Source organism: Streptomyces sp. NPDC054872, from assembly GCF_053610705.1.
Genome location: NZ_JBSGYY010000040.1, coordinates 1 through 21856, shown reverse-complemented (window position 1 = coordinate 21856; position 21856 = coordinate 1). Strand labels below are relative to the sequence as shown.

At 69.6% G+C, this 21856-nt stretch carries 24 protein-coding genes and 1 pseudogene; 14 read left to right on the top strand and 11 right to left on the bottom strand.

The window, feature by feature from the left end; genetic code table 11:
- The first annotated feature begins 4 nt into the window (after positions 1-4).
- Complete coding sequence (locus ACWGIH_RS35080) at positions 5-943, top strand: sigma-70 family RNA polymerase sigma factor (protein WP_453449748.1); 939 nt, start codon at positions 5-7, stop codon at positions 941-943.
- A 70-nt stretch (positions 944-1013) separates the two neighbouring features.
- The gene (locus ACWGIH_RS35075) at positions 1014-1535 is read left to right on the top strand and encodes an NUDIX hydrolase (protein WP_453449749.1); all 522 of its coding nucleotides are present in this window, start codon (positions 1014-1016) and stop codon (positions 1533-1535) included.
- Here ACWGIH_RS35075 and ACWGIH_RS35070 read toward each other — a convergent pair.
- Positions 1484-2566: an Lrp/AsnC family transcriptional regulator gene (locus tag ACWGIH_RS35070; RefSeq protein WP_453449750.1), complete on the bottom strand. Its 1083-nt coding sequence runs from the start codon at positions 2564-2566 to the stop codon at positions 1484-1486. The two genes, ACWGIH_RS35075 and ACWGIH_RS35070, sit on opposite strands and share 52 nt — an antisense overlap.
- Before the next feature lie 92 nt (positions 2567-2658).
- Between ACWGIH_RS35070 and ACWGIH_RS35065 the strand changes: the two genes are divergently transcribed.
- The 4 genes from ACWGIH_RS35065 (at position 2659) to ACWGIH_RS35050 (ending at position 7630) form a co-directional block, all read left to right on the top strand.
- Positions 2659-3951, top strand: a complete 1293-nt coding sequence (locus ACWGIH_RS35065; protein WP_453449751.1) for an amidohydrolase family protein — start codon at positions 2659-2661, stop codon at positions 3949-3951.
- A complete protein-coding gene (locus ACWGIH_RS35060; protein WP_453449752.1) occupies positions 3948-5585 on the top strand; it encodes an AbgT family transporter in 1638 nt (545 codons plus the stop codon). Before ACWGIH_RS35065 ends, ACWGIH_RS35060 begins: the two co-directional genes overlap by 4 nt.
- Before the next feature lie 242 nt (positions 5586-5827).
- Positions 5828-6673 (top strand): LLM class flavin-dependent oxidoreductase, encoded by an 846-nt coding sequence (locus ACWGIH_RS35055; RefSeq protein ID WP_453449753.1) that lies wholly within the window; start codon positions 5828-5830, stop codon positions 6671-6673.
- A gap of 90 nt (positions 6674-6763) precedes the next feature.
- Positions 6764-7630 carry an LLM class flavin-dependent oxidoreductase gene (locus tag ACWGIH_RS35050; protein ID WP_453449754.1) on the top strand — a complete coding sequence of 289 codons (867 nt, stop codon included), beginning with the start codon at positions 6764-6766 and terminating at the stop codon, positions 7628-7630.
- Between the two features lie 43 nt (positions 7631-7673).
- Here ACWGIH_RS35050 and ACWGIH_RS35045 read toward each other — a convergent pair whose 3' ends face one another.
- Positions 7674-8300 (bottom strand): maleylpyruvate isomerase family mycothiol-dependent enzyme, encoded by a 627-nt coding sequence (locus ACWGIH_RS35045; RefSeq protein WP_453449755.1) that lies wholly within the window; start codon positions 8298-8300, stop codon positions 7674-7676.
- 114 nt (positions 8301-8414) lie between these two features.
- Between ACWGIH_RS35045 and ACWGIH_RS35040 the strand changes: the two are divergent.
- A pseudogene (locus ACWGIH_RS35040) lies at positions 8415-8887 on the top strand (NUDIX hydrolase).
- A gap of 134 nt (positions 8888-9021) precedes the next feature.
- Positions 9022-9966, top strand: coding sequence for a TIGR01777 family oxidoreductase (locus ACWGIH_RS35035; RefSeq protein WP_453449756.1), 945 nt, complete (start codon positions 9022-9024; stop codon positions 9964-9966).
- Positions 9967-10103: 137 nt separating this feature from the next.
- On the opposite strand, the gene ACWGIH_RS35030 is transcribed toward ACWGIH_RS35035, so the two are convergent.
- Both ACWGIH_RS35030 and ACWGIH_RS35025 read right to left on the bottom strand, forming a co-directional pair.
- Complete coding sequence (locus ACWGIH_RS35030) at positions 10104-10763, bottom strand: BlaI/MecI/CopY family transcriptional regulator (protein WP_453449757.1); 660 nt, start codon at positions 10761-10763, stop codon at positions 10104-10106.
- A 314-nt stretch (positions 10764-11077) separates the two neighbouring features.
- Positions 11078-12262 (bottom strand): MalY/PatB family protein, encoded by a 1185-nt coding sequence (locus ACWGIH_RS35025; protein WP_453449758.1) that lies wholly within the window; start codon positions 12260-12262, stop codon positions 11078-11080.
- A gap of 150 nt (positions 12263-12412) precedes the next feature.
- On the opposite strand from ACWGIH_RS35025, the gene ACWGIH_RS35020 reads away from it, so the two are divergent.
- Together ACWGIH_RS35020 and manD are read left to right on the top strand one after the other, a co-directional pair.
- Positions 12413-12997: an MSMEG_1061 family FMN-dependent PPOX-type flavoprotein gene (locus ACWGIH_RS35020; RefSeq protein WP_453449759.1), complete on the top strand. Its 585-nt coding sequence runs from the start codon at positions 12413-12415 to the stop codon at positions 12995-12997.
- Between the two features lie 233 nt (positions 12998-13230).
- Complete coding sequence (gene manD / locus ACWGIH_RS35015) at positions 13231-14445, top strand: D-mannonate dehydratase ManD (RefSeq protein ID WP_453449760.1); 1215 nt, start codon at positions 13231-13233, stop codon at positions 14443-14445.
- Between the two features lie 119 nt (positions 14446-14564).
- Here the strand turns inward: manD and ACWGIH_RS35010 are convergent, their stop codons facing one another.
- Positions 14565-14738 carry a CsbD family protein gene (locus tag ACWGIH_RS35010; protein WP_363212974.1) on the bottom strand — a complete coding sequence of 58 codons (174 nt, stop codon included), beginning with the start codon at positions 14736-14738 and terminating at the stop codon, positions 14565-14567.
- 248 nt (positions 14739-14986) lie between these two features.
- Here ACWGIH_RS35010 and ACWGIH_RS35005 point away from each other — a divergent pair, with 248 nt between their 5' ends.
- Positions 14987-15157 (top strand): hydrophobic protein, encoded by a 171-nt coding sequence (locus ACWGIH_RS35005; RefSeq protein ID WP_363212975.1) that lies wholly within the window; start codon positions 14987-14989, stop codon positions 15155-15157.
- 186 nt (positions 15158-15343) lie between these two features.
- Here ACWGIH_RS35005 and ACWGIH_RS35000 read toward each other — a convergent pair whose 3' ends face one another.
- Positions 15344-16090, bottom strand: coding sequence for a class I SAM-dependent methyltransferase (locus ACWGIH_RS35000; protein WP_453449376.1), 747 nt, complete (start codon positions 16088-16090; stop codon positions 15344-15346).
- Positions 16091-16265: 175 nt separating this feature from the next.
- On the opposite strand from ACWGIH_RS35000, the gene ACWGIH_RS34995 reads away from it, so the two are divergent.
- A complete protein-coding gene (locus ACWGIH_RS34995; protein WP_453449375.1) occupies positions 16266-16796 on the top strand; it encodes a GNAT family N-acetyltransferase in 531 nt (176 codons plus the stop codon).
- A 166-nt stretch (positions 16797-16962) separates the two neighbouring features.
- On the opposite strand, the gene ACWGIH_RS34990 is transcribed toward ACWGIH_RS34995, so the two are convergent.
- Complete coding sequence (locus ACWGIH_RS34990; protein ID WP_453449374.1) at positions 16963-17637, bottom strand: AIM24 family protein; 675 nt, start codon at positions 17635-17637, stop codon at positions 16963-16965.
- Between the two features lie 111 nt (positions 17638-17748).
- Complete coding sequence (locus ACWGIH_RS34985) at positions 17749-18180, bottom strand: hypothetical protein (RefSeq protein ID WP_453510348.1); 432 nt, start codon at positions 18178-18180, stop codon at positions 17749-17751.
- Positions 18181-18494: 314 nt separating this feature from the next.
- On the opposite strand from ACWGIH_RS34985, the gene ACWGIH_RS34980 reads away from it, so the two are divergent.
- On the top strand, positions 18495-18755 hold the full coding sequence (locus ACWGIH_RS34980) for a hypothetical protein (protein ID WP_453449372.1): 261 nt from the start codon (positions 18495-18497) through the stop codon (positions 18753-18755).
- 69 nt (positions 18756-18824) lie between these two features.
- On the opposite strand, the gene ACWGIH_RS34975 is transcribed toward ACWGIH_RS34980, so the two are convergent.
- On the bottom strand, positions 18825-19673 hold the full coding sequence (locus tag ACWGIH_RS34975) for a helix-turn-helix domain-containing protein (protein ID WP_453449371.1): 849 nt from the start codon (positions 19671-19673) through the stop codon (positions 18825-18827).
- Positions 19674-19790: 117 nt separating this feature from the next.
- On the opposite strand from ACWGIH_RS34975, the gene ACWGIH_RS34970 reads away from it, so the two are divergent.
- Complete coding sequence (locus ACWGIH_RS34970) at positions 19791-20855, top strand: aldo/keto reductase (protein ID WP_453449370.1); 1065 nt, start codon at positions 19791-19793, stop codon at positions 20853-20855.
- 108 nt (positions 20856-20963) lie between these two features.
- Here the strand turns inward: ACWGIH_RS34970 and ACWGIH_RS34965 are convergent, their stop codons facing one another.
- Both ACWGIH_RS34965 and ACWGIH_RS34960 read right to left on the bottom strand, forming a co-directional pair.
- Positions 20964-21278 (bottom strand): hypothetical protein, encoded by a 315-nt coding sequence (locus ACWGIH_RS34965; protein WP_453449369.1) that lies wholly within the window; start codon positions 21276-21278, stop codon positions 20964-20966.
- A 219-nt stretch (positions 21279-21497) separates the two neighbouring features.
- The coding region (locus tag ACWGIH_RS34960) for a hypothetical protein (protein WP_453691737.1) at positions 21498-21856 on the bottom strand (359 nt) is incomplete at its 5' end.

The following is a 21856-nucleotide window of genomic DNA, read 5'->3' as shown; positions in this document are numbered from 1 at the left end:
GCGCATGGACAACGCAGCCATCGATCGATTCGAGGCCAGCCGGGGGCGGCTGGCCTCGCTCGCGTACCGTCTGCTCGGCTCGGCCGCCGACGCCGAGGACGCCGTACAGGACACGTTCCTGCGCTGGCAGGCGGCGGACCGTGCACGGATCGGCGTGCCGGAGGCTTGGCTGACCAAGGTCGTCACCAACCTCTGCCTCGACCGGCTCCGCTCGGCGCAGGCGCGCCACGAGCGAGCGGCCGGCGCCTGGCTGCCCGAGCCGCTCCTGGAGGGCGACCCGATGCTCGGCCCGGCGGACACCTTCGAGCAGCGCGAATCGGTGTCGTTGGCCGTACTGACCCTCATGGAGCGCCTTTCGCCGGTCGAGCGGGCCGCTTATGTCCTGCGTGAGGCCTTCTCGTACGCCCACGCCGAGATCGCCGGGATCCTCGACATCACCGAGTCCGCGAGCCAGCAGCACGTCCACCGGGCCCGGCGCCGGGTCACCGCCGAGCGCCGCCACAGCGACGAGGTGGATGCCACGTCCGCGCGCCGGATCGTCGAGGAGTTCCTTGTCGCCGCGGCATCGGGGCGTACCGAACGGCTGGTGGAGATGCTCACCGCCGACGTGACCGCCGTCTCGGACGGCGCCGGACTGGCCAGGCGGTTGCTGCGGTACAAGACGCGCGAGCGTGTCGCCTCCTACGTGAGCGCGGGCTTCAAGCCCACGCCCGCGAAACGGCGGCTGGCAGGCGGTTCCCCCGCGTTGCACGTCGCGCTGGTCAACGGCTGTCCGACCGTCGTGGCGGTGATCGAGGGGCGGGTCGTGGGCGCCGTCGCGTGCGAAGTCAGCGACGGCAAGGTCGCGTCTCTGCACGGCATCGCCGGCGCGGTCCGGCTGACCCGCCTCAACGAGGCCTGGCAGCAGTACGATCCCGGCGTGCCGGTCATCGACGCGTGGTGAGCGAGCCACCGCCCGTCCCCGAGGCATTCCGCCCGCTCGTCCGGCTGTTCGCCGTGCGATCGTGTGGACCATGACCGAGTTGGTGGAACGCGTCGACGAGCAGGATGAAGTGCTGGCCGTCGTGGACAGGGCCGAGGCGATACGGCGCAAGTGGCTGCACCGGGTGGCGACCATCGTGTGCCGTGACACGACGGGACGAATCTTCGTGCACCGCCGCCCCGAGGACATGTCGCGCTTCCCGGGGCAGTTCAACTGGATGATGGGCGGGGCCGCGGAAGTGGGTGAGTCCTACGAAGAGGCGGCCGCGCGGGAACTCGCGGAAGAGCTCGGCGTGCGGGAACAGCCGCGGTTCGTGCTCAAGTTCCGCTGCGCAGGGGTGATCAGCCCGTACTGGCTCGGCCTGCACGAGGTCGTGGTGAGGGGACCGGTGCGACCTGACCTCTCGGAGGTCGCTTGGCACGCCTGGATGACGGAGCGCGAACTGGCTGACCTGGTGCACCACGAGGCGTTCGTCCCCGACGCTCGTGAGGCGTACGAACGCTACGCCCGGTACCGGCGCGGTGCGGGCGAACACTCCTCCGCGTCCCAGTAGTTGAGCGGCGCCGATCCCACACTGTGCCCTCTGCGGTCAAGGATCCGCCCCACGTGCTTGATCGTGCGCAGTACCACGGCGCGTTCCGTGATGCGCAGATCCAGGTGTGCCAGGCGGCTGTTGAGCAGGGCCTCGGTGGTGTGGACCTCGGACAGGGTCGGCAGCCAGATGTCGAGCACCAGGTTGTGCGCGCCCGCGGTGATGCTGCACATGCGCAGGCCGGGCAGGGTGCGCAGCGCGCTCACCGTCTCGTCGAGATGCTGGGCGGGCACCGACCCGAAGTAGACGACCGAGACCGGGAAACCGGTCAGCGGTCTGGCCAGCGCGCAGCGCAGCGAGAGCCGTCCCGTACCGATCAGGACGCCGAGCCGGCGGCGGACGGTGGCGGCGGAGGCGCCCACGGCCTCGGCCAGTTCCGTCAGGGGCATCCGGCCGTCGATGCCGAGAGCCAAAGCGATCTGGCGGTCCAGGGGCCGCAGAGGTTCGTCGGGCATCGCCGGTCGGTCCACGGTCAGGGCGCCGCGCTGCAGGCGGGTCAGGCTGCGCAGCCGCCAGGAGGCTCCTTCGAAGGGGGCCGCGGTGATGACGTGGCTGCGTACGGCGCGCACGCCGGGCAGTTGCGACACCCGGTCGCCGGTGAGCCGGGCGAGACCGTCGAGGTCGGCGGCTCCCACGATCGCGAGCAGATCACGCCCGCCCGACGTCTGCTTGAGGCTGAGCACCTGCGGGTCGCGGGCGAGTCGGCCGATGGCGTCCTCGCTCAGGCGCCCGTCCATGTCGATCTCGATCTGGGCGTAGACGCCCTCGTCGTGGCCGGGTGACAGATAGCCGTCGACCCAGGCCACGCCCGCGCGCACCATGCGCTCCCAGCGGCGGGCGACGGTCACCGCGTCGACCTCCAGGACCTCGCCCAGCCGCACCCAGGGCACCCGGGGCTGGATCTGCAGACCGTGCACGATGGCCAGGTCCAGTTCGTCCAGGGGGTGCGTGCGCTGCGTATCCCGCGTATCCCGTGTGTCCCGCGTATCCATGAGGTGTGCCGAATCCTGCGTAGAAGGCATCGTCGTGAAAGATTCCGGCGATTTTACATAGTCGTGATCCCTGATACCGAGGATCGTCGGCCATGAGCCACGCACAGTTCTCCTCCTTGCGCATCATCCGAGCCCGCCTCGTGGACGGCACCGGCGCGGCGCCCGTCACGGACGCCGTCATCGACATCGACGAGGACGGCACGATCGTCCACGCCGGCCCTGCCGCCACCGCACCGAAGGCGCCCGCCCGGGCCCGCACCGTGGACGCGGCGGGACGCACGGTCCTGCCGGGCTTCATCGACACCCATGTCCACCTCGCCATCGAATCGCCCCGGCAGATGGTCCGCCGTCACGAGAGCGACCAGACCCTGGAGACCTTCCGCACCGCCGAGCGGCTGCGCGTCACCCTGGAGGCGGGCATCACCACCGCCCGCGACCTCGGCGGCCTGCCGGCCGGCTACCGGGACGCGGTGGCCGCGGGCCTGACCCCGGGACCCCGGCTGCACACGGCGGTCCGCATCCTCAGCCACACCGGCGGCCACGCGGACTTCCGCTCGGAGTGCGGCTTCGACCCCAGCGCCGGGGTGGGCGAGATCGCCGACACCCCGGACGAGGTACGGGTCGCGGTGCGCCGTCTGCTCCGCTCCGGCGCCGACGTGATCAAGGTCTGCGCGACGGGCGGCATGAGCAGCCCCTACGACCAGCCCGACGACGAAGGCCTGACCGTCGAGGAGATCCGCACGGTCGTCGACGAGGTGGCCCGGCACGGCGGCCGTCCCGTGGCGGCCCACGCCCAGGGCACCGCGGGCATCCTGAACGCGATCCGCGGCGGGGTGAGCAGCGTCGAGCACGGCTACGGCCTCACCGCCCAGGCACGCGAACTGGCGGGTGAGAACGGCACGTTCGTGGTGCCTACCCTGTCGACGGTGTTCGACGGCATCGACCGTTCGACCATGCAACCCTTCCACTACGAGAAGAAGGTCCGCTGGTCCGGCATCACCCGGGAGAACATCGCGGCGGCCATCGCCGACGGCGTACGCATCGCGATGGGCACGGACGCCGCCATGGTGCCGCACGGCCGCAACCTGCGTGAGCTCTCCCATCTCGTGTCCCTGGGCATGACCCCGGAACGGGCCATCGAGGCGGGTACCCGCAGCGCCGCCGAACTCCTCGGCCTCTCCGCCGAGATCGGCAGCCTCGAACCGGGCAAACACGGAGACCTGGTGATGTGCGAAGGCGATCCACTCGCGGACATCTCGGTGCTCGCGGACCCGGCGAACATCGTGCTCGTCGCCCAGCGCGGCGCCGTACGCAAGGACACGCTCGGCCTGGCGCCTACCGTGCCCGCAGCCGACGGCGCGCCATCACAAGGAGCCGCCGGATGAGCACCTCGGCCACCCCCACGAAGACCCCGGCGGGCGGACCGCCGCAGCATTCCGTACTCGACAAGGTCCTGAACGGCATCGAGCGCGCGGGCAACAAGCTGCCGCACCCGGTGCTGCTCTTCCTCGGCCTGTTCCTGATCATCGGCACGGTCTCGACGGTCCTCGCCGCCGCCGACACCACCGTCACGGTGCCCGGCGAGGACAAGACTCTCGCGGTCAAGGGCCTGTTCAGCGGCGAGGGAGTGCGCTGGCTGCTGGAGAACTTCATCCCCAACTTCACCGGCTTCCCCTCGCTCGGCACCGTCCTGCTGATGATGGCCGCGGTCGGTGTGGCCGAGAAGACGGGCCTCCTGGAGACAGCCGTACGCGCCTCCATCGCACGAGCCCCCAGGCGGCTGCTGCCCTACCTGGTGGCCTTCGTGTCCTGCCAGGCGCACCTGATGAGCGACGTCGCGATCCTGGTCATCCCGCCGCTCGCCGCACTCGCCTTCAAGAACGCGGGCCGCAACCCGATCGCGGGCCTCATCGGCGGCTTCGCCTGCGTCTGCGCGGGCTATGCGGCGGGCTTCTCCATCGGCGCGCTCGACGCGCTCTACACCGGCATCACGCAGCAGGCCGCCGCGGTCGTGCCGGGCGGCGAGAGTGCCCCCACGCACATCCTCATCAACTACTTCTATACCGCCGCGGCCAGCTGCATCCTCGCCCTGATCGGCGGCTTCCTGATCGCCCGCGTCCTGGAACCCCGGCTGCCGCAGCCGGACCCGGACGCCGATACGGCGACGGGCACCGAAGCGGATACGGAGACCGGAGCAGGGCCGGGGGCCGAGGGGAGCGGGGAGGCGGCCGCCGCCCACCCCGCCGTCACGGTCACCGTCACCGCCCGGCAGCGTCAGGGACTGCTGCGCTCGGGCCTCTCCGTCCTGCTGTACGCGGCCGTCGTGGTCACCTGCTGGCTGCTGCCGGGTTCCCCGCTGCGCGGCGAGGGCGGGGCGCTGGTCCCCTCGCCGGTCCTCGACGGCATCGTGCCGCTGCTGTTCGTCGCGTTCGTCCTGGCAGGCATCGTCTACGGCCGTACGGTCGGCACACTCAAGCGCGCCGACGACGCGCCCCGCATGATGGCCGAGTCGATCACCGGAATGTCCGGCTACATCGTGCTGATCCTGGTGATATCCCAGGTCATCGGCGTCTTCGACTGGTCCAACGTCGGAACCCTGCTCGCGGTCAACGGCGCCAACCTCCTGGAGTCCGCGGGGCTGACCGGCTTCACGGGCCTGGTCCTGTTCGTCCTCCTGGTCTGCGTCCTGAACCTGTTCGTCACCTCGGGCTCGGCTCTGTGGTCCCTGGTCGCGCCGGTCTTCGTCCCCGCGTTCATGCTCATCGGCATGGAACCCGCCGTCACCCAGGCGGCGTTCAGGATCGGTGACTCCGCGACCCAGATGATCACGCCGCTCAATCCGTACGTCTTCCTGATGCTGACCATCCTGCGCCGCTACGAACCCGGGGCTCAGCTCGGCACGGTCCTGTCGAGGCTCTCGGTGTTCGTGGTTCCGTTCCTGATCGCCTGGCTCGCGGTCCTCGGCCTCTTCTACGGCCTCGGACTGCCGCTCGGCCCCGGCGCGGACATCCACCGCTGAGCCCTGATCGCAACGGGCGCCTGAAGCGGATCAACGGGGGCCGGAAGCGGATTATGGAGAGCCCGGAACAGCTCTCCGTAATCCGTAATCCGCTTGGCCCACCGCACCACCGGACCTTAGAGTGAGGTCACTTCGACGAGACGTTCCCCGGAAGCACGCCGCAGAGCGGGAGCGTCCCACCTCGCTGAGGTGCAGGGGAGGCGGCAGTTTCTTTGTCGACCCTTCCTCCGGAGGCTTCCTTCATGAACGTCGGTATCGGTCTGCCCATCGGCGACCCCGCCACCTTGCTCACCTGGGCGCAGCGCGCCGACGCGGGCCCGTTCAGCACCCTCGGCCTGCTCGACCGGCTCGTCTACGACAACCCCGAGCCCCTGGTCGCCCTCGCTCTCCTGGCCGGCGCCACCTCGCGCATCCGCGTCCAGACCGAGGTCCTGCTCGCCCCGCTGCGCGACACCGCCCTCCTCGCCAAGCAGGCCGCGACCCTGGACCAGATGTCCGGCGGACGGCTGGTCCTCGGCCTCGGTGTCGGTGGCCGCGACGACGACCATCAGGTCACCGGCATCGACATCCACACACGAGGCCGACGCCTCGACGAGCAGATGGCGGTCATGCGCCGCCTGTGGTCCGGCGAACCGTACGGCGACGACATCGGCCCGATCGGTCCCGCGCCCGCCAGGCCGGGTGGCCCCGAGGTGCTCTTCGGCGGCTTCAAGCCCGCCGCGATCGAACGCGTCGCACGCTGGGGCGACGGCTTCCTCGCCGCCGCGCCGCCCTCTTGGGCAGGCGGCCTGTTCGACACCGCCCGCACGTTCTGGAAGCAGTACGACCGTGAAGGCGAACCGCGCATCGTCGCCCAGATCAACGTCGCGCTCGGCCCGGACGAGGTGATCGAGGACGCCCGGACCAACATGCACGCGTACTACGCCTTCACCGGCATGCCCGACCGCATGGTCGCCGGCCTGTGCAGCACCCCGCCCGAGATCCGCGAAGCCATCACCCGCTTCGCCGACCTGGGCGCCGACGAGGTCATGCTCTACTGCTACGGCCTCGACCCCGACCAGGTGGACCGGCTCGCCGAGCTCGTGTGAGGGGTCAACGGCCAACCGCGGGAAGGACACGAAGGGGGCGACGGGCAAGGCGCGGTTGCCGCTCGTGGTGTCGTGAAGCAGGATGCGGTCATGCGATTCTCGGTGAACATCCCGAACTTCGGTGACTTCGCAGATCCCAGGACCGTGGCGAAGTTGGCCGTGGCGGCGGAACAAGCGGGGTGGGACGGGCTGTTCGTCTGGGATCACGTGCTGCATCGCAAGCACGCGGGGAGGCCCTTCGGAGACCCCTGGATGCTCCTGACCGCCGCCGCGCTCGCGACCTCCCGCATCAGGCTGGGCACACTGGTCACGCCGGTCGCGCGGCGGCGCCCGCAGCAGCTCGCCCGCCAGGTGGCGACCCTCGACGTCCTGAGCGGCGGCCGGGTCACCTTCGGCGCGGGCCTCGGCGGCCCCATCGAGGACGAGTACGCGAGCTTCGGCGACACCACCGACCCGAAGGTGCTGGCCGAGCGCCTCGACGAGGGCCTTGACCTGTTGCGGCAGTACTGGTCGGGCGAGCCGGTGAACCACGACGGACGCCACTACCAGGCGCGTGACGTGACGCTCCTGCCGGCCACAGCGCAACGCCCGCGGCCGCCGATCTGGGTCGCCGGTTTCTGGCCCAACCGCCCGCCCATGCGCAGGGCCGCCCGCTGGGACGGCGCGGTCCCGCTGTTCACGGACGCCAAACACGGGCACGTGCCGCCGATCAGCCAGGTCCACGACCTGGTGGCCTATCTGAAGCAGCAACGCGAGGACCGGTCCGGCACGCCCTTCGACATCGTCCTCGGCGGTGCGTCGCCGGGCGGGGACGCGGCCAAGGCCCGTGACCTGATCGGCCCGTTGGCCGACGCGGGAGTCACCTGGTGGGACGAACGCCAGCTCCAGACCAGCGACGGACTCGACCGGTTCGAGCCCGTGCTGCGCCGGGTCGAGCAGGGCCCGCCGGTGCTCTAGAGGGAGCCCGCCCGCCGGGTGTGTCCCGCCGACCGGCAGGGCGTCAGGCGGCTGCCCTCAACGTGGCGGCGCCCGGCCCGTCCAGTTCGTCCAGCGCTCCCGTACGCCCGGAGACGGCCAGCAGCAGGGAGAGGGCGGTTCCGCGCACCTGCGGGCCCTCTCCGATCGTCAAGTCGGCGTCAGTAGGCGCCAGTTGCAGCCCGGTCACCTTCTCCTTGGCTCCGCCGAAGGACGCCGACGTGCGGGCCTGAAGTCGGAGTGATCTGATGACAGCCTCCGGCAGGTAGGTGTGGGTGAGCCCCAAGGGGCGACGAATGTCCTCGCCGTGTACGACCTCCTCGACGAGCCGGGTGTCGAGGGGCGCCGGAGGTGCCGATGTCCGCGTGGCCACCTGCCGCAGGCGCTCCAAGGTGTCCTGCGGTGAGGCGCCGCGCTCGCGCCGCACCCCGCGTGTGTTCTGACGGTCGAAGTCGAAACGCGCACGGACCATGGCGCCCACGAAACCCAGGCGCGTGGTGCGAGCCGTGTCGACCAGGTGGGCGACCACGTCGTGCACGGTCCACCCCTCGCACAGAGAGGCGTGGTCCCACTGCTTGTCGTCGAGGTGCGTGAGATCCTCGATCAGCGCCGCACGCTCCGCGTGGACCATCGACCAGACATCATCGTTCACGGCTGTTCCTTTGCTCGATCCCAGTGTCTGTCAAGGGAAGACCCATGGCGCGACAGGAACTCATCGCCAGGCAAGCAGGCCATGGCGATGCGTAGCTTCTCGAGGGCGGCAGAGATGAGTTTCAGACTGGCGGCGTACGCAGTGTGTCCGAGGACGGACGGGTGTTGGTCGCGCGTCACGTGTCTTCCCGCGGTGAGTCCACTTGGACCCTTCCGGGCGGCCGGGTCGAGCACGGCGAGGACCCGCTCGACGCGGTCATCCGGGAGATAGCCGAGGAGACCGGCTGTCAGGCGGTGGTGGAGAGCTTGCTGGGCGTGGACTCAAGAGTCATCCCCGCAGCCGAGCGCACTGTCCCCGGAGGGGCGGACCACCAGAACCTGGGCATCTTCTACGAGGCGCGCATCACCGGCGGCCAACTCCGGCCCGAGCCGAACGGCGCGATCGCCGAGTCCGTCTGGACCCCGATTCCCGATGTCGCAGGCCTGCGCCGGTCATCGCTGGTCGACATCGGCCTCGCCCTGGCACTGACCCGCCCCGCGACCGGTCACGTCGCTCCTGTCAGGGTCGGCGGCCTGATCCAGCACTGAGGCACCGTTGCCGGGCGGCTGCCCCGAGTTCCGACACAGCCCGCTCATCCGCGCCCGAGGGCCAGGTCTAGGCTCAGGCTCGCGGAGTGCTCACCGAGCCGGCGAGTGCTCACCGAGCGACGGGGGGAAGCCTGATGAAGGTTGTGCTGGCCGGAGGGACCGGGCAGGTCGGCGCTGTCCTTGAGCGGGCGATGACCGGCGCGGGGCACGACGTCGTCGTACTGACCCGGAATCCCGGGCGTGAGCGTCACGTGGGCTGGGACGGGCGCACACTGGGGTCCTGGACCGGGGAGATCGACGGCAGTGATGTCGTCGTCAACCTGGCGGGGCGCAGCGTGAGCTGTCGCTACACCGAGGCCAACCTGCGCGACATGATGGACTCGCGGGTGCGGTCCGCCGAAGTCGTCGGCGAGGCCATCGCGGCAGCCGCCAAGCCGCCTGCGCTCTGGCTGCAGATGAGTACGGCCACCATCTACGCGCACCGCTACGACGCACCGCACGACGAGGCGACCGGTGTCATCGGCGGTACGGAGACCGGGGTTCCGGACTACTGGGAGTACAGCGTCCGGATCGCCAGGAACTGGGAGCGCGCCCAGCAGGACGCCGACACCCCGCACACCCGCAAGGTCGCTCTGCGCGCGGCCATGGTGATGAGCCCCGACCGGGGTGGTGTTTTCGACGTCCTGCTGCGGATGGCGAGGCTGGGTCTCGGCGGGCCGGTCGCGGGCGGAGCCCAGTACCTTTCCTGGATCCACGACCAGGACTTCGTGCGCGCGGTGGAGTTCCTGATCGCCCGCGACGACATCACGGGCCCGGTCAACCTGGCCGCGCCCGGCCCTCTCCCGCACCGCGCGTTCATGCGCGCGCTACGGGCCGCGGCAGGCGTCCGGGTGGGACTTCCCGCCACCAAGTGGATGGCGGAGATCGGCGCCTTCGCGATGCGCACGGACACGGAACTGCTCCTCAAGAGCCGCCGAGTGATCCCGGGCCGGCTGCTCGAAGAGGGCTTCGTCTTCGAGCACGCCGCTTGGCCGGACGCGGCGACCGATCTCGTGCGGCGCGCACGGGACCGTCGTTGAACGGCCCGGTGACTCGCTGCGGCGAGCCGACGCGTCCAGGGACCGGGCGCGACCGCGCACGCGGCCATGAGCACGGACGCCGCTATGAGCAATTGCCTACGGACGGCGCCGTGTGCGTGTCCATGCCGAGGGCTGACTCAGCCGGCGTCGCCCTCCGGCTGCGGTGCGGTTGCCGCGTCCGTCGGGGCGACCGCGGTGTAGAACACGGAGGAACCCTGCTTGGTGCGCTGAGCCCGGCCCTTGGCGACCAGACCCTCCACCGTGGTGCGCACCACGGTGGTCTTGATGGTGCGGTCCGGGAGTTCCTGGGAAAGCGCGCCGGTGATTTCGGCGGCGGAGCGCGGCTCCTTCTGCCGGCTGAGGTGGTTGCCGATCAGTTCGACCAACGTCGGCCCCGCCGTCGTTTCGGCAGACTTCTTCGCGGTGGCCTTGGGCGCGCTCTTGGCTGCCTTGTCCTTGGTCTTCTCGGTGTTCTTGGCCTTGGCGGAGGTCGGCTTCTTCGTTCGGGCCGCACCGGAATTCGCACTTGCCCGTGGGGCGGGAACAGCCTTCTTGCCGGTTGACGCACGGCTCGCCGTCGCCTTGGCGGTGGTCGTCGGCGCCGCGGAGGAGCCGAGCGCCTGCTGCATGCTCAGCAATACGGCGTGGTCGTCCTCCAGCGTCTGCAACTGCTGCTGCAGTGCCGCCAGCTCAGCCCCGACGCGCTCTTGTTCCTTGCGGTTGCTCTCCAGATCCTCGGCCACACGCGTGGCGTATTGGGCCTGTACTCCGGCGGTTTCCGGCTGAACGTCTGACATGACAGTGACCTCTTCGTGAGCGCACGCGGTCGTGCGGATGGCGGATCGTGCTCACGACTGAGCACTCCTGATGGGGGGCGCATGTGATGCACCCCTGAATGTTGGCTGCCCAACTTGCAACTGCAGTAACTCATGTGTTGGGCCATGAAGGCTACGTTCTGGAGTCCGCCGAGGAACACCTGAAAGGAAAAACTGCCCCTCACCCACACATCAAGTCGATACCGCGTTCGAAATTATTGAGGGTGGTGAGCCCAAAGGTACGCACCTATGTGTCGTGCGGGAGTTGGCAATTCCACCACCTTAGACGCTTGTCCTCAGATGACCGCCGAGCCCATCCGCCGGACGGCTTCGGTGAGCACCTCCGGTGAGGCGGCCAGGTTGAGACGGACGAAACCCTGACCGCCGGTCCCGAAGGTGCTGCCGGAATTCAGGGCTACGCGGCCGCGCCGCAGGAAAACCTCGGCGGGGTCATCGCCCAGGCCCAACTCCCGGCAGTCGAGCCAGGCCAAGAAGGTGCCTTGCGCGGGTGTGTAACCAACGGAGGGCAGATGCTGCGCCAGCAGAGCGGCCAGCAGACGGCGGTTCTCGTCGAGGCCCGCGAGCAGGGCGTCGAGCCAGTCACCTCCATCACGCAGGGCTGCCGTGTGGGCGATGATGCCCAGATGGCTGGGTCCGTGGCTGACCTCTTCGGGGATGCGCCCGAGGTCGTCGGCGGCCTCGGGTCCCGCGATGGCGAGAGCGGCCTTGATTCCGGCCAGGTTCCAGGCCTTCGACGCCGACATCAACGACAGCCCGTTCTCCGCTCCGGGCACGCTCAGGAAGGGCACGAACGACACCCCGGCCGCCACGACCGGAGCATGGATCTCGTCCACCACGACGCGTACGCCGTGCTCCCGCGCCAGGTGTGCGATCCGCACCAACTCGGCGGCGGTGTGCACGGTCCCGGTCGGGTTGTGCGGGCTGCACAGCAGATACACCGGCCGCGCGGAACGTCGTACCGCACGCCGGAAGGCGTCCTCCAGCACGGCGAAGTCGACCCGCAGGTCCGGGCCGAGCGGCGCCTCGACGACGGGCCGGTCGAGATTGCCGACGAACTGGTAGAAGGGCGGATAGACGGGGGAGTTGACGATGACGGGGTCGCCGGGCGAGGAGACCAGCTTGAGCATCTCGACGACACCGAGCATCACGTCGGGCACGATCGCCGTACGCTCGACCGCAGGCCCGTCCCAGCCCCAGCGCTTGAGGGCGAACTCGGCCAGCGCCTCGGCGTAGGCCGTCCCGGCCGGATAGCCGGTGTCACCCAGCCGTACGGCTTCGGTGAGCGCCGCGGCGATCGGCTCCGCCAGCGGGACGTCCATCTCGGCGACCCACAGCGGCAGTACGTCGTCCGGATAGGTCCGCCACTTCATGCTCGTACGCCGCCGCAGCTGCTCCAGCGAGAGTCGGCGCAGTGGATTCGCGCCGTCCGGCGCGACGGGTTCACGCGACACATTCTCCATACGTACAAAGTAGGCAGGGCCGAGCGGATTCATGCCTCCGTGGGGTGTGCACCGGCCCGCTCAGGGCTGCGGATTCGCATTCCAGTAAGGTGCGCCTTACTGGCTGGATCATCGGTCCGTCCGCCTGCCCGTCGACCTTTGAGGAACCCCGTGCCCGACGCCGCGACACCCGCAACCGTTCCGCCCCTGAGCGGTAGCGCCACGGCGCCGTACACCTGGCAAGAACTCCGTTCGGAAGACGAGCTCACCGAGTTGCTCGGCGAACCGCACCCGATCGTCATCGACAAGGTCCACGACACACTGACCGAGGGTGACCTGGGGATACTGGCCCGCTCCCCGTTCTGCCTCGTCTCCACGTCGGACGCGGAAGGCAACTGCGACACGTCCCCGCGCGGCGACGCACCGGGTTTTGTGCAGGCGCTCGACGCGCGCACCATCGTCCTCCCCGACCGGCCCGGCAACCGTCGCGGCGACAGCTTCCGCAACATCCTGCGGAACCCGCATGTGGGACTGCTGCACCTGGTTCCGGGCAGCGGCGACATCCTGCGCGTCAACGGCCGTGCCCGGATCCTGACGGACGCCCCGTTCTTCGACTCCATGACCGTCAAGGGCCAGCGGCCCCGACTGGCGATAGTCGTCGACATAGACGAGATATACCTGCACTGCTCACAGTCGCTGCGGCGCGCGGGGCTCTGGCAGCCGGAGTCGTGGCAGCGGGACGCGCCTCGGACCTGAGAGCGACCGTCGTGGTCGTACGGCCGGAGTGGTTCGCGTCCGACCAGGGGTAGATGGCCGCCGACCTGCGGTGCCAGTCCGACGCCTTTTCGTGCGTGAGTGGCTCAATTATCGGTTCGATCGACCTTGCGCACCTCAAGGAGCGATGCTGTCCACCTCGTCAGGTCGCAGAGGGACGAAAGGTCGCAGAGGGACGAACGAGCCACTCCCACCCCGCCGGAAAGAGCCCGCACATGAAGATCGTTGACGCGAAAGTCATCGTCACCAGCCCGGACCGCAACTTCGTCACGCTGAAGCTGACCACCGACGAGGGCATCACCGGACTCGGCGACGCCACCCTCAACGGCCGTGAACTCGCCGTCGTCAGCTACCTCGCCGACCACGTTCTGCCCCTGCTGACCGGACGCGACGCGCACCGGATCGAGGACACCTGGCAGTACCTGTACCGCGGGGCCTACTGGCGGCGCGGGCCCGTCACCATGGCCGCGATCGCCGCCGTCGACGTCGCCCTGTGGGACATCAAGGCCAAGGCCGCGGGCCTGCCGCTCTACCAGCTGCTGGGCGGCGCCAGCCGCGAACGCATCCGTACCTACGGGCACGCGAACGGCCGCGACATACCCGAACTCCTGGACTCCGCAAGGGCCAGGCTCGCCGAGGGCTACCCGGCCGTGCGCATCCAGTCGGGCATCCCCGGCCTGAAGGCCGTGTACGGCGTGCACAGCACCGGCGACGGCGGCGAACCCGTCCTGCACCAGCAGGCCCGCCCCCTCGTGGAGGACTGGGACACCGACGCCTACCTGCGCCACACGCCCACCGTCTTCGAGGCGGTCCGGACGGAGTTCGGCGCCGAACTCCCGCTGCTGCACGACGCGCACCACCGGCTCACCCCCGTTCAGGCGGCCCGCCTCGGCAAGGACCTGGAGCCGTATCGGCCGTTCTGGCTGGAGGACTGCACCCCGGCCGAGAACCAGGAGGCGCTGCGTCTTGTGCGGCGGCGCACCTCGACACCGCTGGCCATCGGCGAGGTGTTCAACACCGTCTACGACTACCAGACCCTGATCACCGAGCAGTTGATCGACTACGTGCGTTCCGCGGTCACCCACTTCGGAGGTGTCACGCCCCTGCGCAAACTCTTCGACTTCGCCGCGCAGTACCAGATCAAGACCGCGGTGCACGGCCCCGAGGACATCTCCCCGGTGGGGATGGCGGCAGCCCTGCACCTGGACCTCGCCGTGCACAACTTCGGCATCCAGGAGTACTCCGGCCACACCCGCCTCACCGATGAGGTCTTCCGGCACGCCTACACGTTCACGGACGGCCATCTGCACCCGGGGGAGGCCCCCGGCATCGGTGTGGAGCTGGACGAGGAGCTGGCGGCCGCGCATCCCTACGAAGCGGCCTATCTGCCGGTCAACCGCCTGCGGGACGGAACCGTGCACGACTGGTGAGCGGGGGAGCGGGGGGCTCATCGGAACAACTGGAGCCGTGGCTGGCCCGGGACCGCACGCCGTTGGGGCGGCCCCACAAGAGTGGAGCCGCCCCAACGGCGATTTCTGGTGCGGACGCGTCAGTGCTTGCCCATGTCCTTGGTCTTCTCCTTGGCCTGGCGCGCGTCGCCCTTCATCTGCTGGGCGCGGCCCTTGGCGGCAAGGCTCTCGTTGCCCGTGGCGCGTCCGGCGGCTGCCGCGGCGGCACCGGTTGCCTGTTCGAACTTTGCCTTGGCCTTCTCGTTGGTGGCCATGCTCCGCTCACGCTCCTTGGCATCGACATCATGTGCTGTCAGTTCGCCTGGCCGCTCAGCCGCCCGGTAAACATCATCACCGCGATCGGATCACGCGGTCGTCCGGCGTCGCGGCCGCGCGCATGAACGGGGTGGAAGGGGGTACTCCGCACTGCGGGCGCGTGCCCTTCATTTTGTGTTGAAAACGCGACTTTTATGTGTTTGTGGAGAAGATCTGGGAGCACCAGAGGGGCTGGAGGTTGATAACAATGGTTCCCCTGATTCTGGTGCTTCTTCTGGCTCTGCTTCTTTTCGGTGCGGGTTTCGCGCTGAAGGCGCTGTGGTGGATCGCGGTCATCGTGCTGGTGGTCTGGCTGCTCGGCTTCGTGCTCAAGCCCGCCGCACGCGGTGGCCGCAGGGGCCGTTGGTACCGATGGTGACGCGAGCCTGATTGCGGCACAGACCTGATTGCCTCATTGAGCGGCGCGACGCCACGGGCGGTGGCGTACGTGCCTGAGGGTGGGCCCGACCTGGGACGGTCGGGCCCACCCTCTTTTGCGTCGGGGCCGGCACCGGCCTGCGCCTCGCCTGCTCGTGGCCTGAACCGTCGTCCGGTCGTCCGGTCGTCAGGCGCGGCAGCGCAGCATCTCCAGCGGCGGGTTGGCGTGGAAGTCCGCCCAGTAGTCCGCGCCGAACTCACGCACGCCGGCTTCCGTGACTGTCAGCGACACCCAGGCCAACTCACTGAAGCCGGCCGCCTGAAGACACTTCTCGTAGACCTCACGGCGCGGCAAGTTGGCGACGAACGAGACCGGTTCCGGGTCGAGGAGCGCCGTGGTCCGCACCTGCCGTCCCGTCTCCACCTCCTCGCCGGTGAGTTCGGTGCGGAAGCCGTACTTGTCGGGGCCGGGCCCGTCGAAGCGGAAGTCGGGCGACTGGTTGAGCAAGAACAGCTCCCCGCCCGGCTTCATGCTCCGGTGGATGTTGCGGCACATGCGTTCCGTCGTGGCGATGTCCGAGGCGTAGTTGAGCAATTGGACGGCCAGCGCTACGTCGAAGCGGCGGCCGGCCGGCCGCAGTTCGGCCACGTCGCCGACCTCGTAGCGCACCCCCAGCGGATCACGTTCCTCCAACTGCTGTGCCACGGAGACCATTTCACCGGAGATGTCGATGCCTAGGACGTCGGTGGCGCCACGCCGCTTGCATTCCCTGCTGTAGAAGCCGGTGCCGGAGGCCAGGTCGAGGACGGCCCTGCCCCGCACTTCGCCGACCATCGCCAGGAAGCTGGGCACTACGGCGTACTGCTCGAGCGGCAGGGCCTTGAACCCCTCGTACGCCTCACCGATCTCGTCGTACTGCTGCTGTGCGCTCATGTGCCGTCCTCCCTGGATATGCCCGTGGACGCGGACCCCCGTCGCCGGGGCAAGCCGCGGCTCTTGTCCGGCAGTCTCTACGGGTCCCCGCGCACCTCCGTACTGGCAGAAGCCACGAAGATCCGGGCATCGTCCCGGCTCCGGGCACAAGAGAGCGGCTGTCTAGGCTTCCGGCGTGAACGACACCACGCATGGCCTAAGGATCAGACCGGGCGACCTGAGCGACTCTTCGGCGGTACTGCGCATGCTCGACTCGGCGGTGAGCTGGATGAACGGTCGCGGCAACACCGAGCAGTGGGGCACGACACCGTACTCGCAGAAGCCTGGTGGGGTGGCGCGGGTCGAGAAGTACATGACCGAGAACGCCCCGTACGTCGCGGAGCTGGACGGCACGCCTGTCGGCGCCATGGTGCTGGACTCCGGGCCGAGCGCTCAGATGTCGATCGCGCCGGCCGCGGAACCGGAGCGGTACGTCCGCCTGCTGGTCTCCGACCGGCGGCATGCCGGTCTGGGCATCGGGCGGGTGCTGTTGGCCCATGCCGCGGAGGTGACCCGACGGGCGGGAGTGGAGTTGCTGCGGGTCGACTGCTGGGCGGGCGGTGGTGGCGCGTTGGTCGCCTTCTATGAACGCAATGGCTTTACTTCCACGGAGCGCTTCCTGTCCGGATCCTGGCCGGGGCAGGTGCTGGCACGGCGGGTCGCCTGACGGCGTGACGAGGGGGCCGCCCTTGAGAGACGGCCCCCTCGGCTCGTTCGAATCTGCCTGCTCGAATCTGGCTGCTCGGCCTGCGTCCTCGGCTCCTGCGTCCTCGGCCCCTGTGTCCTGGCTCGCCGGCCGGTGGAGGCGGCGTACGGCAGACACGCTCTCAACCTCAGGAGGACGCCGGGGTCGGCTTGGGTTCGCCCGGATTGACCACAGCGATGCCTTCCCCCTCCAGCTTCAACTGCACGGCCTCGCCCGAGCCTCCCTTCACCATCGAGCCGACGCTCTGGGAACGGTGCAGCGACGCGCGCAGCGGGGGGCTCCAGGCCACGACGGCGTCGGTGTCCACGTAGACGGGCGCGTCCGGGGTGACCGGTAGGACCAGCGGGATGCCCGCGCTGGTCAACGCCAGTCGGCCGGTGCCGCTGAACGTGCAGTTGAACAGGCCGCCGCCCGCCATTCCCGCGCCCTTGACGGTGGTGATGTCGTAGTTCAGTGAGGCGTCGAAGCACAAGATGTTCTTGCCGTTGACCGTGAGGCCGCGGTTCTCGTCCACGTCGACGAGGAAACAGTGCGCCGCGTCGGAAGCGAACCACGCCTCGCCCTCACCGCTGACCGTCATCAGGGCCAGGCCCTCACCGGTCACCGCGCGTTTGAGGAAGTTGCCCACTCCCTGGCCCTGCCGCTCGAACTCCAGCGAGCCCCGCCAGGCGACCATCGTCCCCTGCCGAGCTCGTGCCTCGCCCTTGACGGCGTAGCGCACCGCCATGGCGTTGTCCTGCGTGAGCCCGGGGGCCGACGCGGGTTGGATGAGATTCTCGGGATCGAAGAGATTTCGCTGCATGCACTCTCCGGTACCCCGTCAAGTGGCCCTCAGGCAGGTTGAGTTGGGGAGTCGGACAGCAAGTCCCATGCTTGTCGCTCCACGCCCGCCCCGTGGCGGATCGTGGGGAGGCTACGCGTCGAGTCCGGCCTTCTTGGCGTCCTCGACACGGGTTCGGCGGCCCCAGGAGGTGAATGGGGGTCGGGTGTACAGGAGTTCGTCCCCATCGGGACGGACGAGGACGCCGCGCCCACCGGGGCCCGGGCACCACCACACCGAGCCGTCCTGCTCCCCGACGGCGTTGCCGGCCCGATGCCGGGTCGCGAGGACGAGCAGCGGACACAACTCGCCGGACGGGTCACGCAGGACTATCCCGGCGCCCTTCCAACGGTGGGGCGGGAACTGATGGGCACGCCGGGAAAGCCACGGGCCTGCCTTCAGGATCTGCCGCATCCGGGCGTTGGTGTACAGGCCGCTCGCCCCCAGCCCGACGCACACGGCACCGCCGGCGGCCAGTCGACTGCCCACGCCTTCGATCCACTCGATGCCTCGGGACGCGCCCATCCAGGCCGCGACAACGCACACGGCGGTCACAACGACGCCGGACACCAGCCACCGCAGGGCACGGCTGCGATGGCGCGCCAGGGCGCGTGCGGTACGTGAAGTGTGCAGCGCGGATGGGCCCGTCTCCGGCCTGACTCGCGTTGTCGCCCGACCCTCTGTGCGCTCGCCCATGGTTCTCCCACCATGTGTCACTGCGGAGGCGTCCAAGTGGCTCTCGGTTACCCGGTCGCGCGTGCTCCAATCGAAGTTGTGTCGTCGCGCGGTCTGCGGGTACTTGCTCGGGCCAGGACCCGAAGGGCCAAGGAGGAGACACAGTGAGCGATCGGATTCCGGCTTCCCCCGGCGAGGACGGCAGTACGCCCGTACCCCGGGATCCCCCCGACCAGCAGGCGACGGACGAGCCGGACGCCTGGGACCTGGACGTGGGCAAGGCTGCCGAGGAGGCCGAAGGCGGCGACGGCGACAAGACGGCCGACGTCCCCGACACGAACGAGGGAGGCACCGCCAGGCGCGGTGAATCCCGGGCCCTGGAAAGCCACGCGGAAGAGCCGGTGCCCGACGAGCCCACCGGGTGACGTGAGGTTGCTCGTAGGGGAGGGAGGCTGCTGTGCGGGAGCGAGCTGAGCCTGGTCTCGACCCAGGCCTCAGCCCTCCGTGCCCACGCGGTCGGCAAGCCGGCCCAGCGCCAACCGGCTCTCCTCGTCGGCGGCGCGGTAGATCACCAACTGCTGGTCCGGGTCCTGGAGCGGCAGAAGCGTCTCGAAGTGCACCGCGATCTCCCCGGCGACGGGATGCCGCATCACCTTGCGTCCGCGGCCGTTGACCTTGACGTCCCGCTGGGCCCACAGCCGCGCGAATTCCTCGTCGCGAGCGATGCACTCGCTGATGAGATCGGCCAACACCTGGTCCTCAGGATGTGCGGCCCACGCCGTGCGCAGGTGGGCGACCCCCTCCCGTACGACGCTTTCGCGGTCGACGTAGAAGTCCCGCATCTCCGGACGCAACAGGCACAGCCACATCGCATTGCGCCGCGCCGGCGGCAAGGTGTCGAAATCAAGCAGCAGCCGGGCCATTTCGGCGTTCCAGGCCAGGATGTCGTAGCGCTGGTTCATCACCATGGCGGGCAGCGGCGACAGGTCGGCGACCAGCCGCGTCAGCGGCGGTGCGGCAGCGGTGGCGGGCTTGTCGGCGGCACGGCGGCGCTGCCGGGCCAGATCGAAGAGGTAGCCGCGCTCGTCGGGGCCCAGACGAAGCGCCCGCGACAGCGCCTCCACCACGTCCACCGAGGGCCGCAGCCCGCGTCCCTGCTCCAGCCGCACGATGTAGTCGACGCTCACCCCGGCCAGTTCGGCGACCTCCTCGCGGCGCAGTCCCGGCGTCCGTCGCGCCTGCCGACGCGAGGGCAGGCCGAGGTCGTCAGGGTTCAAGCGTTCGCGTCGCGTCCGCAGGAACGCGGCCAGCTCCTGTGTCGCGTCCATGTCGCGGGTCGTCATGCTCGATCCAACAGCCAGGGTAGGACCGCTGTTCCCAGGAAACTTCGTCCCTTACCGCTGGCTCGCGTCGGTCACAGGCTTGTGTTCCGTAACTGATCACAAGCACAGGAGGACACCATGTCGCTCACCCTCGACACCTACCGGCTCCTTGGCCGCTCAGGGCTGCGGGTCTCGCCGCTGGGACTCGGCGCGGCGACCTTCGGTACCGAGTGGGGCTGGGGCGCCGAGCCGGCCGAGGCGCGCAAACTGTTCGACCTCTACGTCGAGCGAGGCGGCAACTTCATCGACACCGCCGATACCTACACCAACGGCAGTTCCGAACGCCTGCTGGGTGAATTCACCCGCGGCAACCGCGAAAGCCTGGTGCTGGCGACGAAGTACTCGACGCTGCGCCGTCCCGGCGACCCCAATTCCGGGGGAAGTCACCGCAAGAATCTGTTGGCGTCGGTGGAATCCAGTCTGCGACAGCTGAACACCGATTACCTCGACGTGCTCTACCTGCACCTGTGGGATGTCACGACGCCGGTCGAGGAGGTCCTGCGGGGCATGGACGATCTGGTCCGGCAGGGCAAGGTCATCTACGTGGCCATCTCCAACACCCCGGCCTGGCAGGTGTCGCGCATGCAGGCGGTCGCCGATCTGCGGGGCTGGTCACCGCTGGTCGCGTTGCAGATCGAGTACAACCTGGTCGAGCGCACCGGGGAACGCGACCTGATCCCGATGGCACGCGAGATGGGGTTGGGGGTGATCCCGTGGTCGCCGCTGGCCGGCGGGGTGCTCACCGGCAAGTACGGCCGTGACGACCTGACCGCGGCGGACGTCGCGTCCGGCGACGGCACCCGCAAGAGCCTCACCCTCGCGGGGGGCGCGCTCACCGAACGGAACCACGCCATCGTGGACGTCGTGAAGGAGATCGCCACGGACCTCGACCGCACACCCGCCCAGGTGAGCCTTGCCTGGACCTTGCGGAACCCGGCCGTGACAGCACCGATCATCGGCGCCCGCACCCCTGCGCAGCTGGAGGACAACCTGGGCGCCCTGGAAGTCGACTTCACGGCCGCCCAACTGGACCGCCTCGACGAGGTCAGCGCGATCGCACTCGGCTTCCCGCACGACATGCTCGCCGGCGAACGGGTCCGCACTCTGATCCGCGGCGACCGGAAGGTGGAAAGCCGCCGCTGACCCGCGGATGAGCGGGCCCGACGACGAGACGTCGCCGGTGCCGGTGACGTCTCGTCATCGGGCGGGGTCGTGCGTCGTCGGGCGGGGTCGTGCGTCGTGGGTCGTGCGTCAGGAAGGACTGCCTGCCTCCAGCCGGCGCAGGCAGTCCTCCCAGCGCTCGCGACGTTCGGCCGGGGTCTGCTCCCACCAGGCGGTGCCGCGTTCCCCCAGCCCTGTCTTGGCGAGCTGTACGCGGGCTCGGGCCGCTTTACGTGCGTCCTCGTCGTCGCCCGCGGCGGCGACAGCCCTGCGGGCCGCCATGAGGTGGTGCGTCAGGCGCTTTTCGACGTCGTCGGGCAGATGGGGGTCGGTGGCCCGCCAGCGTCGTCCCTTGATGACGATGAAATGGCCGTCTTCGGTGTATTGCTTCTCGTCCGTCGCCACATGGCAATCATTACCCGGAGCCGGTGAAGAAGGTTTGATACGGCGAGACAGCGCAATGGACATCGTCGGCTGCGGCAGGCCCGCCAACCGGCCGTCCCGTCATTCCTTCAGGTTGCCGACCGGAATTGCGTGAGCGAGCTTGGTGAAAGCAGTGGGGGCTCTGCTTGGTGAAAGCAGAGAGGGCTCCCGAGGGTGTGCCCGATCCCAGCCGTTCGATTCTCAGGAGGAACGATGACCAACCCCGAGCAGGATCCGAACCAGAACGAGGGTCCCGCCGACGGCGGTGCGGCCGGCACACCGGGTGTCCACGACGGTGGCGCTGACGGTGGGGCCGAGGGTCCCGCGGACGGTGGCGCCGCGGGTACGCCCGGTGTTCACGACGGAGGTGCCGACGGTGGGGCCGAGGGTCCCGCGGACGGCGGTGCGGCAGGTACGCCGGGCGTTCACGACGGAGGTGCCGACGGTGGGGCCGAGGGTCCCGCGGACGGCGGTGCGGCAGGTACGCCGGGCGTTCACGACGGAGGTGCCGACGGCGGAGCCGGCGGCTCTTGAGCATCCCCGCGAACGCGCTTCAGGAC